This window comes from Nocardia sp. NPDC049737, assembly GCF_040674755.1.
Classification (GTDB): Bacteria; Actinomycetota; Actinomycetes; order Mycobacteriales; family Mycobacteriaceae; genus Nocardia.
This window is the reverse complement of the sequence record NZ_JBFANH010000012.1, coordinates 204,111-218,864: the sequence shown is the minus strand read 5'-3', so window position 1 is coordinate 218,864 and position 14,754 is coordinate 204,111. Positions and strand designations below refer to the sequence as shown.

14 protein-coding genes and 1 pseudogene are annotated in these 14,754 nt (G+C 61.5%); 6 read left to right on the top strand and 9 right to left on the bottom strand.

Annotated elements, in window-relative coordinates; translation table 11 throughout:
• Positions 1-479: 479 nt before the first annotated feature.
• Positions 480-1,784, top strand: a complete 1,305-nt coding sequence (locus tag AB0J47_RS18535; RefSeq protein WP_364346904.1) for a serine hydrolase domain-containing protein — start codon at positions 480-482, stop codon at positions 1,782-1,784.
• On the opposite strand, the gene AB0J47_RS18530 is transcribed toward AB0J47_RS18535, so the two are convergent.
• Positions 1,765-2,616: a hypothetical protein gene (locus AB0J47_RS18530; RefSeq protein ID WP_364346982.1), complete on the bottom strand. Its 852-nt coding sequence runs from the start codon at positions 2,614-2,616 to the stop codon at positions 1,765-1,767. The two genes, AB0J47_RS18535 and AB0J47_RS18530, sit on opposite strands and share 20 nt — an antisense overlap.
• Here AB0J47_RS18530 and AB0J47_RS18525 point away from each other — a divergent pair.
• Positions 2,605-2,856 (top strand): hypothetical protein, encoded by a 252-nt coding sequence (locus tag AB0J47_RS18525; protein ID WP_364346980.1) that lies wholly within the window; start codon positions 2,605-2,607, stop codon positions 2,854-2,856. The genes AB0J47_RS18530 and AB0J47_RS18525 overlap by 12 nt on opposite strands.
• Here AB0J47_RS18525 and AB0J47_RS18520 read toward each other — a convergent pair.
• Together AB0J47_RS18520 and AB0J47_RS18515 are read right to left on the bottom strand one after the other, a co-directional pair.
• Positions 2,788-2,949, bottom strand: a pseudogene (locus AB0J47_RS18520) (helix-turn-helix transcriptional regulator); the annotation flags it as partial. The gene AB0J47_RS18525 and the pseudogene AB0J47_RS18520 overlap by 69 nt on opposite strands.
• A 425-nt stretch (positions 2,950-3,374) precedes the next feature.
• On the bottom strand, positions 3,375-3,554 hold the full coding sequence (locus AB0J47_RS18515; RefSeq protein WP_364346974.1) for a hypothetical protein: 180 nt from the start codon (positions 3,552-3,554) through the stop codon (positions 3,375-3,377).
• Positions 3,555-3,723: 169 nt separating this feature from the next.
• Here AB0J47_RS18515 and AB0J47_RS18510 point away from each other — a divergent pair, with 169 nt between their 5' ends.
• The gene (locus tag AB0J47_RS18510; protein WP_364346902.1) at positions 3,724-4,629 is read left to right on the top strand and encodes a 2-hydroxyacid dehydrogenase; all 906 of its coding nucleotides are present in this window, start codon (positions 3,724-3,726) and stop codon (positions 4,627-4,629) included.
• Between the two features lie 6 nt (positions 4,630-4,635).
• Here AB0J47_RS18510 and fxsT read toward each other — a convergent pair whose 3' ends face one another.
• The 6 genes from fxsT to AB0J47_RS18480 form a co-directional block, all read right to left on the bottom strand.
• Positions 4,636-7,191: an FxSxx-COOH system tetratricopeptide repeat protein gene (gene fxsT, locus AB0J47_RS18505; RefSeq protein WP_364346900.1), complete on the bottom strand. Its 2,556-nt coding sequence runs from the start codon at positions 7,189-7,191 to the stop codon at positions 4,636-4,638.
• A 127-nt stretch (positions 7,192-7,318) separates the two neighbouring features.
• Positions 7,319-8,617, bottom strand: a complete 1,299-nt coding sequence (gene tyrS / locus AB0J47_RS18500) for a tyrosine--tRNA ligase (RefSeq protein WP_364346898.1) — start codon at positions 8,615-8,617, stop codon at positions 7,319-7,321.
• A gap of 125 nt (positions 8,618-8,742) precedes the next feature.
• Positions 8,743-9,681: an alcohol dehydrogenase catalytic domain-containing protein gene (locus AB0J47_RS18495; protein WP_364346972.1), complete on the bottom strand. Its 939-nt coding sequence runs from the start codon at positions 9,679-9,681 to the stop codon at positions 8,743-8,745.
• On the bottom strand, positions 9,678-10,808 hold the full coding sequence (locus AB0J47_RS18490) for a hypothetical protein (RefSeq protein WP_364346896.1): 1,131 nt from the start codon (positions 10,806-10,808) through the stop codon (positions 9,678-9,680). Before AB0J47_RS18490 ends, AB0J47_RS18495 begins: the two co-directional genes overlap by 4 nt.
• A gap of 13 nt (positions 10,809-10,821) precedes the next feature.
• Entirely contained in the window at positions 10,822-11,328 is a 507-nt protein-coding gene (locus AB0J47_RS18485) for a hypothetical protein (RefSeq protein WP_364346894.1), read from the bottom strand.
• Positions 11,325-11,852 carry a hypothetical protein gene (locus AB0J47_RS18480; protein WP_364346892.1) on the bottom strand — a complete coding sequence of 176 codons (528 nt, stop codon included), beginning with the start codon at positions 11,850-11,852 and terminating at the stop codon, positions 11,325-11,327. The genes AB0J47_RS18485 and AB0J47_RS18480 overlap by 4 nt, the downstream gene beginning before the upstream one ends.
• A 140-nt stretch (positions 11,853-11,992) precedes the next feature.
• Here AB0J47_RS18480 and AB0J47_RS18475 point away from each other — a divergent pair, with 140 nt between their 5' ends.
• From AB0J47_RS18475 to AB0J47_RS18465, 3 genes are all read left to right on the top strand, one after another.
• Positions 11,993-12,505, top strand: coding sequence for an HAD family acid phosphatase (locus AB0J47_RS18475; protein WP_364346890.1), 513 nt, complete (start codon positions 11,993-11,995; stop codon positions 12,503-12,505).
• Between the two features lie 23 nt (positions 12,506-12,528).
• Positions 12,529-13,569 carry a hypothetical protein gene (locus AB0J47_RS18470; protein WP_364346888.1) on the top strand — a complete coding sequence of 347 codons (1,041 nt, stop codon included), beginning with the start codon at positions 12,529-12,531 and terminating at the stop codon, positions 13,567-13,569.
• Between the two features lie 182 nt (positions 13,570-13,751).
• The gene (locus AB0J47_RS18465; RefSeq protein WP_364346886.1) at positions 13,752-14,753 is read left to right on the top strand and encodes a TauD/TfdA family dioxygenase; all 1,002 of its coding nucleotides are present in this window, start codon (positions 13,752-13,754) and stop codon (positions 14,751-14,753) included.
• Position 14,754 lies beyond the last annotated feature (1 nt).

The following is a 14,754-nucleotide window of genomic DNA, read 5'->3' as shown; positions in this document are numbered from 1 at the left end:
TCTTGACAAACGCTCCCCGGGGACCGCCGTTGTCAGCGGCCGCCAAAGATTGAATAGCGGAGCGATTAGGAAAGCGGCCTCAGGGATCGACCGCAACGGGCCCGAGCTACGAAAACCATTCCCGCCAAATCGGGTCATCAGGCGTGATTTGCATGGACCTCAGAATCGGTGCGCGACCGCATGTGCGGAACTGTCGCTTGATCGCGTTGCACTGACGTTTCGCTGACGTTCGGCGCCCGGCTCCGATTTCGAGACGGCCACTCCGTACCAATCCTCATAGGCGTGGCGGCGTGTCCATACATCCCGTGCCGTGGTGATTGTTCTCATGACACTCCTCTGTGAAACGGACCGACGTCCGCGGTGCTGATTTCACCCTGGCCTGCGGAAATCCGGTGTGGAAGGACTTTGCTGTGGACAGAAACTTTGTCAACAGAGCGTGGCCGAGGGTGTGGGATGCTGGTCACGAAGGAAAGGGGCGCATGGACACCGACTTCCAGACGGCGCTGGCTGCCAGGGTTGCACAGGCGCAGACCGCCGCACGGATACCCAGCTTGACCGTCGCGGTGGGTGTCGACGGCGTCCCATTTGCGGCAGCCTCATCCGGGTACGCGGACGTCGAGAACCTAACGCCAGCCACGATCGACAGCATCTATCGCATCGGGTCGATCACGAAAACGTTCACCGCGGCGGTCACGTTGTTACTGGCCCACCGCAGTGATCTGAGCCTGAACGCCACCGTCGATTGCTATCTACCCGACACACCGTTCGGGCATCTGCCACTTCGGATGCTGTTGTCGCACAGCAGTGGGCTGCAACGCGAAGCCCCGGTGGACATGTGGGAAAGCATGCAAGGACCGACAGGCGCCGAACTTCGCGACGCGTTTCAGGATGTTGAATTGGTCGCCGATCCGGGACAGCGGTGGCATTACTCCAACCTCGGATACGCCGTGCTCGGCCAGATCATCGAAAACGTCAGTGGTCAACCGTGCGAACAGCTGATCGAGCAGAGACTGCTAGCTCCGCTCGACCTTTCTCGGACGAGTTGGACACGCCCTGCCGATGCGGCGATCGGTTACCGGCTGGATCCGTATATCGCCACGGTCCATCGCGAACCGGTAATGGACCAAGCCTCGATCGGTGTCGGCGGCCAAATGTGGTCCACGCCAGGCGATCTCCTGCGCTGGGGACACGCACTCGCCGGAGGAGAACCCGATGTTCTTCCTACACCGGTCGTCGACAGCATGCACACCCTGCAGGTCATGGTCGACACCGCAGCATGGACCAAAGGCTGGGGCCTCGGGTTGATCCTGGAACGCAGAGGCGGCCACGTTTTTGCCGGGCACACCGGCGCGATGCCGGGCTTCCAGTCCGCACTGACGTTGGACCGTGCTACCGGAGTAACGGTGGTTGCTTTGGCCAACGCCACCCGGGGGATCAAACCTGCTGACCTCGCCGCCGAAACCCTTTGCGAGGCAATCGCATCCCAGCCTACACAACCGCCACGCGAGTGGCAGCCGGTGTCGTGTCCACCGGAGATCGGTCCGCTTCTCGGCAGCTGGTGGTCGGAAGCCGACGAAACGGTGTTCCGGTGGGAGCACGACGGCCTGCATGCAAGCCTGGCCGATGACCCGCTCGCCAGCGACACCCGCTTCGAAGCGGAAGGGCCGGGACGGTTCCGAGCAGCGGAAGGCCGGTTGCAAGGCGAGCTGCTCATTGCCGTGGACACCGGTGGAGGCATCGAGATGCGTTGGGCGACTTACCCACTCACACGCACGCCCCGATGAAGACCTCTAACCGGTCAGCAGTTGGTGTCACTGCGTGATCACCGGATGCACGCAGTTTCAGAAGGATTGAACGGAACATGCGCGCAACCCGAGGAGTAATGGAACTGGCTGTTACGGCATCCATCGCATGATTCACCGCCGCTGCTGCGGCTTCATCCTCACCCATTCGCAATTGGGCCTCGGCTTGATCTAGTTGCCAGATCGTGCGATTGCGCAGAAAGGCCACTGGGCTGGCCGAATCCTGCTCACGCAAGGACTCGACGGCGTGCCGTGGCTGCCCGAGATCCAACAAGCACGAACCGCGATGCCCAGCCAAGGCAGCGTCATCGAACACGTCCAACCAGACCGGGTCGGGCTCTTGTGGCTGATGCCGGGACAGCTCCGTTTCGGCTTCAACGAGCATCTTCGTGCAGAGGTTGGCTTCGTCCATTCTCGCGTGTGCACGCGCGGCGATGGTGGCCACGAATGCTGCCAAGCGCCGATTTCCACTGCGCCGGGCCCATGACATCGCCCCATAGGCTCGCTCGGCACCCTGGGCTGGATCCCCGCTCCAGGTGCTCATGAAGGCGGCATTTGGACCGCCGACGAACGCAATTAGGTCCATTGCGCCGATCCGTTCTGCCGTCCGCCGGGCATTGGCGAACGCATTCTCGGCTAATGAGACGCTGCCTCGATCGAACAGCATCCAACCGGCGAGTTGATGCGCTTCAGCGATATTCCGCAGTAACTGCGCCCTCTGCGACTCGTTGACCCGCGATACGAACTTCTCGGCCATCTTCGCCTGGGCCACCACCTCGGGTAGGCGTTTGGCTGCCATGGTGTGGTCAGCCATGCGGACCTCCGTGATCAGATCACGAAGCGACGGCCCGACGAGGTCTGGCTCCAACGAAATATCTTGAGGCTGAAGGACAATATCGGTGAACGGGGCGGCGAGCCGATTCAGCTGGCCTCGAGCATCGAGGGCTCGGTCGAGCCGGTCGACCAAGTCAGGATGCGGCCGACGCTGTGCCGTCTCGATCCTCCACAGCAGATCGTGGCTGACCAGCACGTGTGGGGCCAACTGCCGCAATGAAAGGCCGGCGGCCTTACGTCGGGCACGCAGTTCGGCACCGAACAGCGTTTCCGCGGTTTCCCGCGGATCGGATTGGCGAAGGGCTGGTCGCACGAGGCAATTATTGCCTCACACAATCCGGTTGACCAGCGATCTCGCGGCAGACACGGTCGGTGTGCAGTGCCAGCCGTCATTGACGCCACTTCAACGGCGAGGTGGTCAGTGCCGCGTCGGCTATACGTATCGCGGTGGTTGTCTTCAGCCGAGCGCGGGAGTCGGTGATCCATTCCTGTATGAGCGTCTTGCCCGCGGCGCGATATTCGAGTGCCTGGAACAAGCACTCGAGACGGTCGGCGTCGCGGGCACAGATCGCCTCGACGGTGGCTTGGGCTTCGAACTAGGCGACAGTGTCGTTCAACAGCTTTCGCAGGGGTTCGGGCATAGCGGCGACTTGTGCGGCGGTGACGGCTTCGTGGTCGACGCTGGTGTCTCCCGGGGTCGTGGCGGATTCGGGAGGCTCCGTTCACGTGAGTTTGTCGCTAACTCGGCAGCGTCTGGAGTTGACGTTGGATTCGGTCGATTTCGTTGTGAGCGGTCTGCTGTCGAGTGCGGATACCTTCAATGACATCGGCAGGCGCTTTGGCAAGAAAGCCGTCGTTGTTCAGTTTCTTCACTGCGGCTTCGAGTTCCTTTTGCGCCGATCGAGTGGTTGTGTGCAGTTGGGCTCTGCGGCGCCATGATCACCCTCAGACGCGGCAACGCCGATGTGCCGGATCATTCGAAGGATTTCTCGCGGCCACTGCCGAAGTGGACTGCATGCGTTTCATTCAGCGCAGCCCTGGTCCGCGTCGCTGGGTACGGAGGACAGCTACAGATAGAGTCGGAGCCATGCATGTCCTTGTACCGCACGCAGATGCTGCCCAACTTATGGGAGGCGCGCCGGACGGTGTCGACCTGGACTTCTGGCCGGGTACTGATGACTATCCGGAGAACTTCGAGCGTACCGAGGTGTTCATTCCTCCCTGGTGGGCGAAGTCGCGAGCGGTTCACGAAATTCGCCGAATGCCGAAGCTCAAGCTAGTTCAAACTCTCGGCGCCGGTTACGACTGGATTGCCCCCGCGCTTCCATCCGGAGTTAAGTTGGCGAACGTGCCGGGTGTCAACGCGCGTCCCGTGGCCGAGTGGGTTCTTGCGGCGCTTCTCAGTCTCCTCCGCGAATTTCCGCAGTTCCTTCGTGATCAGATGAACGCGAAATGGGACCAGCGTCGCACCGGAGAATTGGGCGGAAGCAACGTCCTGGTCATCGGATACGGAGCCGTTGGAAAGCAAGTCGCTACCCTATTACGGGCCTTCGAAGCCGAAGTTGCAGTGATGGCCAGCGCGCGACGTCCCGGTGTCTTTGGGCCTGCGGACTTACCAACTCTGATCGCGAGGGCCGACGCCATTGTTGTGGCAGTTCCGCTGACCCCCTCAACGTATCGCATGATCGATGAAGATTTTCTGCGGAACATGCGTGACGGAAGTGTGCTCATCAATGTCGCGCGCGGCAGTGTCGTGGATACCGATGCCCTTGTGGGCGAACTTAAAACAGGTAGGATTCGCGTAGCACTCGATGTCACAGACCCGGAACCGCTGCCGGCCGAGCATGAACTCTGGACGCTGCCGGGCGTGCTGATCACGCCACATGTAGCCTCCGTCGTGCCGTCATTCCTGCCGAGTTCGTATTCGCGCGTACGCGAACAGCTAGTAAGGATCGTGAACGGCGACGCGCCGTTGAACGTGGTAGCCGGGTAGCCGGACTCAGGAGGCAAGCGTCTTTATCTCCGCCTCCAAGCGCCTCGCCAGCGGATGAGCTTCACCGAAAACCAGCTTGTCGATCTCGTATGCACGTGACAGAAGTCCGACGGCTTTGCCTTTGTTGCCCAATCCGACCTCCGCTTCAGCGAGCCCTCGAACGCACCGCGCTATGTGCGGATGTTGTGGGTCGTAGTAGGCGTCGAGGATCCGCAACGCTCGTTCGTGGACGTCGCGCGCTGCGGCCGGACGACCCTGCAGGAAAAGGACTCGGCCTAGGCCGTCGAGGCAGCGGGCTGTGTAAGGGTGACTATCACCGTAGGCGTCGGTGAATATGCCTTCGGCCTTACGGTGGTCGATTTCGGCACCGTCCAGCATGCCCAGGGCCGCCTTGGTCAGCCCTAGGCCATCGAGACTCCAGCCGACATCGGCATGCCGGTTCCCGTACCAGGCGATGCGAATTGATAGACCACGTTCCTGTTCAGCGAGGGCCTGGTCCAGGCGGCGCATGGCACGGTGCACACGGCCGAGGTTGCTGAGGGTCCTCGCTACGGTCGGATGCTCCGTGCCGTAAGCCTCTTCGGTGATGCTGAGGGCCTCGAGATATGCGGCCTCCGCCTCGTCGAGCCGCCCGGATGCGTGATGGACAAGACCAATGGCGTTCAACGTGGCAGCCACCTCCGGATCCCGTTCGCCAACAAGGCGAATGAATATTTCCAGGGCACGGGTGTGGGCGACTCGTGCCTTCTCTAGTTCGCCGAGGTCGCGCTGAACCAGGCCCAGACTGTTGAGGCTCGTCGCTACGGAACGAGAATCCTCTTCTCCCAGCGAGGTTGCAATATCAACTGTCCGTTCGGAAATCCATCGGGCCTGCCGCAGCTGCGCCTGTCCGTACTGGTTGTGTATCGCCAAGTAGCGCGAGACATGCCCAACGAGAATTTGGGCAAGGTGGAGCTCTGATCGTTGACTGACGCTGTGATCGAGTACGGTCAAGGCATGCGGAAGAAGTCTCGCGCACTCGCCCCAATTTGCGATATCCGTGACGTCTTCCGGAAAGGCAGCCGCTAGAAGACGAACCGCTGCCCCTGACCATTGCTGGCCTTGCCCGGCACTGAGGCTCTCCCGGATCACCAGCTGTACAAGGCGATGCATCGAAAGGCTTGTCTCCGACACGTTCACAATCGAGTACCTGCTGGCCGCGCTCAGCATGGCGTTGAATTGCAACGGATCCGAGAGTGCCGGACGTAAGGTTTCCGGCATGGTCGCCGCGTATCGGAGCAGCATGTTCCGGTCCACCCCCTCGGCGGAGAGGTGCGACAGAAGATTCAGTAGTAATTCGGCACTTGGTGAGATACTGCATAGCTTCTGAAGCGATATCGACCATGTGGTTGCGACGGTGTCTTCGTGATTCGCCGGCCGTCCCTGGCGGGACATCGCAGCACCTCGGGATTGAACTAATTCGAGATATGTCATCAACGAAATGTTGGATTCCTCGATATAGGCGCCAGCCTGCTCTAGAGCGAGCGGGAGATCGCCGAGGATCTCGGCGATCTTGTCAGCAGCCACCCGGTCCGTCGTTCCTGTTCGCGAGAGTAGGAACTCGACGGATTCGAATCTTTCCAGGACATCCACCTTTATAGTCGTCGCATATCCCCGCCACGATGGATTTCTGGACGTCACGATGATATGCCCTCTCGTGTCGGCTGGACGAAATGGCATCAGATCCCGAGGATCCTCGACATTATCATAAATCATCAGCCAATTGTCGTGCGCTCGCAGCCAATCTCGGAGCGGCCCCATGCTATCACTATGGGTGTCGGTGGAATACACACCCAACCTGATCGCCAGCTTATGCAGTGATTCGGCGACTACTGCTGACCGCTCGGCTGGGATCCACCAAATCAGCTCGTACCGAGCAAGATTTCGATACGCGTAGGCAAGCGCCAGCTGCGTTTTACCGACGCCACCCATTCCTGAAATGGCTATTGTCTGAACTACTGCCGCAGTCAACTGTTCATCTAAATTCTGTTCGACAGCAGCAAGCACATCCTGCCGCCCAACGAAGTTCAATGTCAGGCTCGGCAAATTGGAGATGCGTGGCACCGAAGAGCGTGTTGACCCGATAGCATCCGATGGCACATCCACACCGACTTCGATCTGCGGGCCGACCTCCGGTTGGTGCCACCCGGTCACCACACTGGCGGTCGGTATATCGGCACGAAGTGGTGTTGTCTCCCGTGGACGCCGCGGCGCCTGCCCGCCGTGCTGCCCCAGAACTCGTGGCTCCAATTCGGCGGTGCCTGCGACGTGACCCAAAGCCGGAGCCGAAGGCGATTCGGGATCGTCAAGGCCGAGACCGAGGTAGGGCTTGGGGATGTCGAGGCCCTCGGCGATGCGGACGAACACGTCGTAGCTTTCGATCTTCCTTCTGCCGCTGGCGATCTCGCGTACTCGTTGGTCGCCGAGGTCGGTGGCGCGTGCAATCGCGGCCCAGCTCCAACCGCGGCTGTGCAGAAATTGGAAGACCGACTGGATGTCTCGGGCAGCGAGCAGCTGACGCATCGGGATGCTCTCGTACTGCCCGCTGGTCCACCAGACAGGGTTGACCGGCTGTCGCGCGGGAATGTGCCCCCCAATCCACCGTCTGAACCGTCGATAGACGAGTCTAGCGGTGCAATTGGGGGACACATCAGCGCAATTCGATCAGGGAACGTCCGCACTTGAGGAAGCTTCGGGTGCTGGTGGTGCCGAGCAGCTCCACGTGCGTGGCGATCAACGTAGCGAGAGGAGCGTCGGCTTCCTCTGTGCCGAGTGTGAAGCTTTCCTTGTCACTGCCGGGCCATTCGACAACCAAGCGCAGTCCGCCCGATTTGGCCGTGCGGCGCACCTGGTTGAGGCTGGGGACCTGGCGGGTGACCTTGACGAAGAGTTCGGCGAGGGTGGCGTCAGCCTGTTCGCTGCCGCTCACAACGGGCACGTCGGGAGTGTTGGAGTAGCGCCTCTGGGAGAACTGGGCCTTGAACCCGGCCCGGCATGACTCGGCGACCTCGAGTCCGTGAATTGCCGCTGTGACATCGGAGGCCAACAGGGTTTTGACGCCCATCGGGTGAATTCTCCTGTCCTCCATCATCTTCTGGATCAGTGCGATCTCGGGGCTCAACAGCTCGGTCAGCGATTCGAGGTAAGCGGGCAGCAGCCGGTCAGGAGCGGACATGAGCTTGCCGAACACATCCTTCGGGTCGAAGGCGAGACCGACGTAGTTACCTTTGCTCTTGCTCATCTTGGCGCCGGTCCCGTCGGTCCCCTCGATTAGACCGGTGGCCACGATGACCTCCGGCTTCTGCCCGTGGTTTTCCATGACTCGGCGGCACATCTGCATGTTCAGTAGCTGGTCGAGTCCACCGATCTCGATGTCCGCGGTGACCTCTACCGAATCCAATGCCATGACAACCGAGTACACCAGTTCCGCCATCGTCAGGCCGCTGCCGGCGCTGAGCCGATTGCGGAAGTCCTCACGCTGCAGGGAAACAGAGAGGGGAAGGTTCTCCAGCACGCCAATGAACCGGGGGAGGCTGAACGGTGCGAGCCATTCGCTGTTGAACCGGAAGTCGGCGCGGTGGAAGTCGAAAAACGGTGAGACTTGGTCGCGGTAGGACTGCATGTTGTGGCGAATATCGTCGTCGGTCAAAGGGGGGCGATCTGCAACCCGGCCAGACGGGTCGCCGATCTTCGCGGTGATGTCGCCGACAATGAATACAACCCGATGTCCCATGCGCTGAAGCCGGCTCGCGACGATCATCGGCACCGCATGGCCGACATGTACGTCTGCGGCAGTGGGGTCGATGCCGAACTTGACGATCAGCTGTCGACCGGCGTCACGGGCATCGGCCAGCAGCTCGGCGAGATGGTCTGACGATGGGAGCAGCTCCTGGGTGCGGGCGGCAATGATCTGGGCCTGCTCCGTGGGGGACAGGTCGGTCAGATCCATCCGTCGGCGTTCGCTGAGCAAGCCTAGGATCGCGTTGAGTTGCGGTCCTTCTCGCAGTTCGGGGGCTGACTCGAGAAGGTCCATCATTGTGGCTTGGGACGCACCGAGACGTGTGCTGTTGTGCATCATATGTCCAGTCCTGTTCGCAGTCGGTGAGGTCGCTTCCGGAACGTGTAGACGACCTTGAGGGTGTGTGGTCGGTCGTTGGCGAACAACTGCGGAATGTCGGATGGCAGAGCGCAACAAGTGGCGATGATCGGGGCGAAGTCGGCCGGTTGATTGCTCAGAATCTCGAGGGCGGCGGCGAAGTCGTCCTGGACGTCATTGACGCGGTATGCCTTGCTGCCTTGGAGGATTGATTCCTTCTCCAGGAGGCGGCGAACCGATAGATCAGCAGTCGCTTGCGGGTGATAGACCCCTAGTGCCACCACCTGACCCAGGGGTGCCACCGCGGCTGCTGCTATCGATATCGGTTCACTGCTGATGCCTCCTACGGCTTCGACAACGACATCGTAGCGGTTGGACCCAACGCTTCCCACAGTGACTGCACGATCCGCGAAAGTGGACAGGCGTTCGATTCGCTCGGCGGACTTGACCGCCACCGTGACCCGTCTGGCGTTTTGCTGGCGGGCACGCACTGCGGCCAGTGCCGCCATCGGCCCGTCGCCAATGACGAGAACTTCCAGTCCAGCCATCTCTATCGATCGAGTAGCGTGAACGACGCAGGCCAGGGGATCCGTCAACGTTGCCAGGGCGATATCGACGTTAGCGGGCAACCGGTACAGCTGGTCGGTGGTCACCTGAACTGCTCCGCTGAACCCACCGCGCCCGGTGTCGTGGCGGCCGATGCTGGCGTCATCGGCGCATTGTTCGGTCCATCCCCGTAGACACATCGGACACCGTCGACAGGGCTGCAGGGGCCGGATGGCTACCAATCCGCCGTCGTCCGGATGCTGGCCCACCAGCTCGTGGCCCAGGGAGGTGAGGGCGAAGCCGCTGCGGAAGCGTTGGATGTCGGAGCCGCATATGCCGACTGCAACGACCGGCACGGCCTGTTCAGTCATAGCCACCCCCGGACGGTGTGGTCGTCGCCGCCACTGGCGGTGATCAATTCCCGCAGTTTCGCCAATGCCGCTCCGCTGGATATCAATTCGCGAGCGAGGTCGAACGCTTCGGGAACGGTGGTGCCGATGTTGTCGAGGAGAAGCAGCGTCGCCGCGTTCACTGCCACCAGGTCGACCAAGGCCGGGGCAGCGGTTCCGGTGAGAACGTCCACCACGATGCGTGCCTGCTCGGTTACATCAGAGCCCGGCACGAGGTCGTGCACGGAGTACGGTCCGACGCCGAGGACCTCTGCCAGTCCGAGGCGTAGGGTTCGACCCCGAACCCCTTCTCGGACACCGACGATCGATGTATCGCCGACAATGCCCACCTCGTCAATCCAGCTGAGGTTGTCCGGAGTTGAGGACACGACGAGCAAGTCTCCGTCGTGGTACCGGCGTAGTACCTCGAGCGACAGGCTGACGTTTGGATGTGCGATGCCGTACAACAAGGTGTCGGTCCTGATCGGCAGCAGCAAGGCCGGAAAGGCCAACGACAGCACATGCGGTGCGAAGAACAGTCCGCCATAGGCGGCGTCGAACCGAGGAACCATCTGCTCGATCTCGAAGATGCCCAGACCGCATTCGGCCATCACGTCCAAGGTGCGACCTGTACTTCGCGTGAGCTTGACCCCGAGCCGCTTCAAAATGTCGGCGGAGCCGGCCACCGACGAAGTGGCCGCTGATGCGCACTTCGCAACCCGGACGCCCCCGGCCGCAGCGACGATCGCCGCTGGCGTCGAGATGTTGGGCGTCTTGATCCCCTTCTTTCCACTCCCGGCGATCCCGACGACGCGTTCCCCAGTAAAGGGGTGGGACGGCCGGGCGCCCAGGCGGAGTCCGTCGAGGGCTAGGGCCGCGTCGATGACACCGCTGGCCTCCTCAACAGTCGGATGTTTGGCCATCAGCCCGTTCAACAGCACACCGAGCTGGGCGCTGCGCATCCGCGGATCATCGATGTCGAGTACCGACCTCATGTAGTCGGAGGCTTCGCGGTAAGTCAGGCTCAACCCGGAGTTCAGCCGGCTCAGGTAAGAAGCGAAATGGGTGGGCTTGGAATCTTCGACAAGCCCCATCAGGTTCGCGTACACGCTGGCTGTCCTTTCACCACAGTTCGGTGATCGAAATCAGATAGTCCGCCAGCTCGGCCTTCGCGGATCGCCAGGCCGGGGAGTTCGCCGAACACTCGCCGACGAGATCCATGCAGTCGCCGTAGTCGCGCAGGAACAGCTGGTTGATCAGCTGGAAGCTGGGTGATTGTGCCGCGAGCACTGCGGTGTCACCGGTGATTCGGTCCACGATCTGGTCCGGGGTCGAGGTAACGCTGATCGAGGAATCCGGGATGCTCTTGGACATCTTCGGATGTCCTCCGAATCCAGAGGCGAGGCGCGAGTAGATCGACCCCAATGTGAAGTCGCCGCGCAGGGTCGTATTCGAGTCGAGGCGTCGCGCGATCTCGGCAGCGAACCGGACGTACTTGTGTTCGTCGATCCCGAGCAGCACCAGTACAGCGTCGAAATCCTGACCGAGCGTAATGAAATCGGAGGCCATCAGAGCGAGAGACATCTTGCGGGGGAAAGTCATCGCGGCAGCAACGATTCCGAGGCTCACGTAGTAGGCGTGGTTGTCCTCCTCAGCGCCGTCGAAATCTGCGTCATCTCGAAATGACTGAGCAGGTAAAGGTTTCGCGCGGTGTGGACATCCTCGAACTGGCTACGCAGTACACCGGTCGAATCGTCGTAGCCGAGACGCCGACAGAAGGCTGCGAACCTGTCCGCCAACTCACGGGTTTCGGAAAGCGACTTGGCCTTGCCGTTGTGAGCGTCGAGATCGCCTAGAACGATTTGGGTGAACTCGCCACCTCGCTGGAGCCTCGATATGCCGAGGATCTGCCCCACTGTGCCCATGTGCGGGACTCCGGACATGCCGAACCCGGTGGTCACGATGCGAGCGAGGCGAGGAGCGGCCAGGAACTCCTCAGCTCGGTGGTGGCACAACCAGCGGAGATTCAGCTCCTCGGCGCTGATGCCGGCCAGCTCGAAGCCAAAGCTGTCGAACTCGAATTCGCCGTAGCCATACTCCCGCACGACGTTTCGGTAGTAGGTGTCCGAGAAAACCACTGGTGCTGTTCTCATTGCGCGCCCTTCGTGCCAGTCGTATTGCTGTCCAACAGGATCCGTTCGGCAGGCACGCGGAAGTAAGACCGAGCTGCACCTTCAAGGTGAAGGGACACGGTGATCTGGTCGCGAGCAGGTCATTGTTCGAGTCTGGGGTGATGACGGAATCAGACGGCCGCGTAATCAGCGGTGTTGCAACCACTAGATCCAGTTCGCAGCTCATTCACGCTGCGACCAAGAGGCAGGTTGTCGTATTCGACATCGACGGTACGGTCTCGGATTGCCGACGCCGACTCCACCTTCTGGAGTCGAAGCCGCCGCAGTGGGAGAGGTTCTTCGCGTCGTCAGCGGTCGACCTGCCATTACCACGAGGACTTCAGATTGCGAATGCATTGATGTCGAGGGCCAACATTGTGTGGCTGACCGGTCGACCAGAACGGTTTCGGACCGTCACCGTGTCGTGGCTGGCGCGGCAGGGCCTACCGACGGACACGGTACACATGCGCTCCCAAACCGACCGGCGGCCCGTCGCCGAGTTCAAAGTGGAGCGAATTGCAGAGATCGCGGAACACACTGACCTTCGCCTGGTCGTCGACGACGACGATTCTGTTGTCGCTGCGCTCCGGCGCGGCGGATGGCCGGTCTATCACGCACAGTGGGCGACCCTGTGAGCTGCGCTGTCCGAGTTGTCCACTTGCCGGCCAGAACGCCCTACGTCCGCAAGATCGTGTCCGGCGACATCGAATTGCTCAACGGCAACAGAACCCAATATGGCATCGTGCCAGCGGAAGTGGACGCGGCATGGCTTCTTACACACCGCCCGTTGGACTGGCTCGATGTGGTTCACCTCCACCACATCGAGTTCGAGGATCTCGTGGTTCTAGAAAATCTGCTTGACGCCTGCACGAACGAATCGGTGAAGGTTGTCTGCACCGCCCACGACTTGGTGCCGATGTTCACCGCACCCGAGGACCTCCGCGCACGCCTGGAGCTTGTCGCTCAGTCGGAAGCCAGCTGGATCGGCCTCACCGAGTCGTCGGTAGCCGAACTTCGGCAACTCGTTCCCGCAGTGCAGCAGGTGCGGGTTATCCCACACGGATACGTCGTTGCCCCAGACGATCTGATCAGACGTAGTCGGCAAACGAGTCCGGAACTCAGCAGCTACCTGATATATGGCGCGTTACGACCGAATCGTGATCATCTGACAGCGGTGACGAACTGGAGCCTGGCCGTCGACGACCCACATGCGCGACTCAACCTCCTGTTGCGCCCGTTCAATCCCGCCGATTTCGGCAGGTACAACATCGATGCCCTGTTATCTGTGATCCGGGCAGACGATCGGATCAGAGCGACCATGGCGTCCTACCCATCCGACACCACCATTGTTGAGGCCGTGCTCAGATCCGATGCACTGCTGCTCCCTTACTCGCACGGCAGCCATTCCGGTCAGCTGGAGTTGGCCTTCGACCTGAACATGACGGCGGTATGTGCCTCGGTCGGGCACCTACGTGAGCAAGCCCTCGTACACGGTAAGCGGGTGATCGAGCCGATCTGGTTCGACTGGGGCGACGGCCGAGACTTCCTCTACGGTGAGCGATTTGTCGCGGCCCTCGAGGCGACAGGCGGGCAACTCGTCGCCGAACCGCGAAACGGCCCGAGCCAGGAGTTCTTGGACTACCGACGTGACGAGCACACGATCTTTCTAGCCGAGCATCGCCAGACATACCTCAACTGAATCGTGACTGAACGTTCAGCGTTTTCACCCCGAGCCGGAGAGGCAACGCGTGAATGTCAACAGTACATATGCTCTTTCGCCTACTTCAGGCTCGTTTCGGCTGGCTTGGGCAGCGGTTGCTGCGACTCCGCCCCATTGAACCGCCGAGAACTCCGCCGGATCCCTGTCATTGGAGTGCCCTCATGTCCGATTTTGTTTCTGTTGCTGCCCAAAAGTTCGCCGCCGAGGAAAGCGTGATCGCCGAGCTCGCCTGGACCAAGACCGACGCCTTGGCGACCCGATCCTGGAGCATCGCTGTAGGACCGGAAGTACTGCACGAGTTCGCCGACTATCTCGCGACAGTCACCGATCCGGCGGCCCTGCTCGACACCGTCGAGCGCGGTGCTGTCGAGTTGCCGCAGCTGGTGACCCTCGCCGAGCGGCTGCGTGAACAGATCTTCGGCCGGTTCGGGTTCGCCCACCTCACCGGCCTGGACGCCGGCCAATTCAACGAATCCGAACTGCGCCTGTTCTATGTCCTGACCTGCCTGCATCTGGGTGAGATGCTCACCCCCTACGGGCGCCTGCACGACGTCTTCGACCGCGGCTACGATTTCCGCTCCACCGACGTGTCGGTCTCCAAGACGCGGGTGCGAGCACCGTTCCACACCGACAGCACCTCAAAGCGGCTGTTCCCGAACGTTTTCGGCCTGATGTGTTTGCGCCCGGCCATGCACGGCGGCCAGAGCCTGCTGACAAGCGGATGCCAGGCCTACCGGCAGATCGCCGAGACCACTCCGCAGCACCTGCCCGCGCTGTTTCGTGATCACTACCGCAACACCGTGACCCCGGGTGACGAGGACACCAACATCTTCGACAACGCCTACCCCGTGTTCACCTGGGGCGAGTTCGCGGCGGGCCCGACGCTGCGCTACATGCGGCATTGGATCGAGACCGGCTACGCCAAGGCCGAACTGCCGATCAGCGCGGAAGACGCGGCCGCATTCGACCGGCTCGACAGCGTTCTGGAAGACCAGGACAACGTCCTGGCACTCGACATGGCCGCCAGTGAGGTCATCTTCTTCAACAACGCCACCGTCGCCCACAACCGCACCGAATTCACCGACTTCCCCGAACCCGACCGCAAACGGCTTCTGGCACGAGCGTGGCTCAGCGTCCCCGAGCGGGCATCGAACAAGTCCTGAA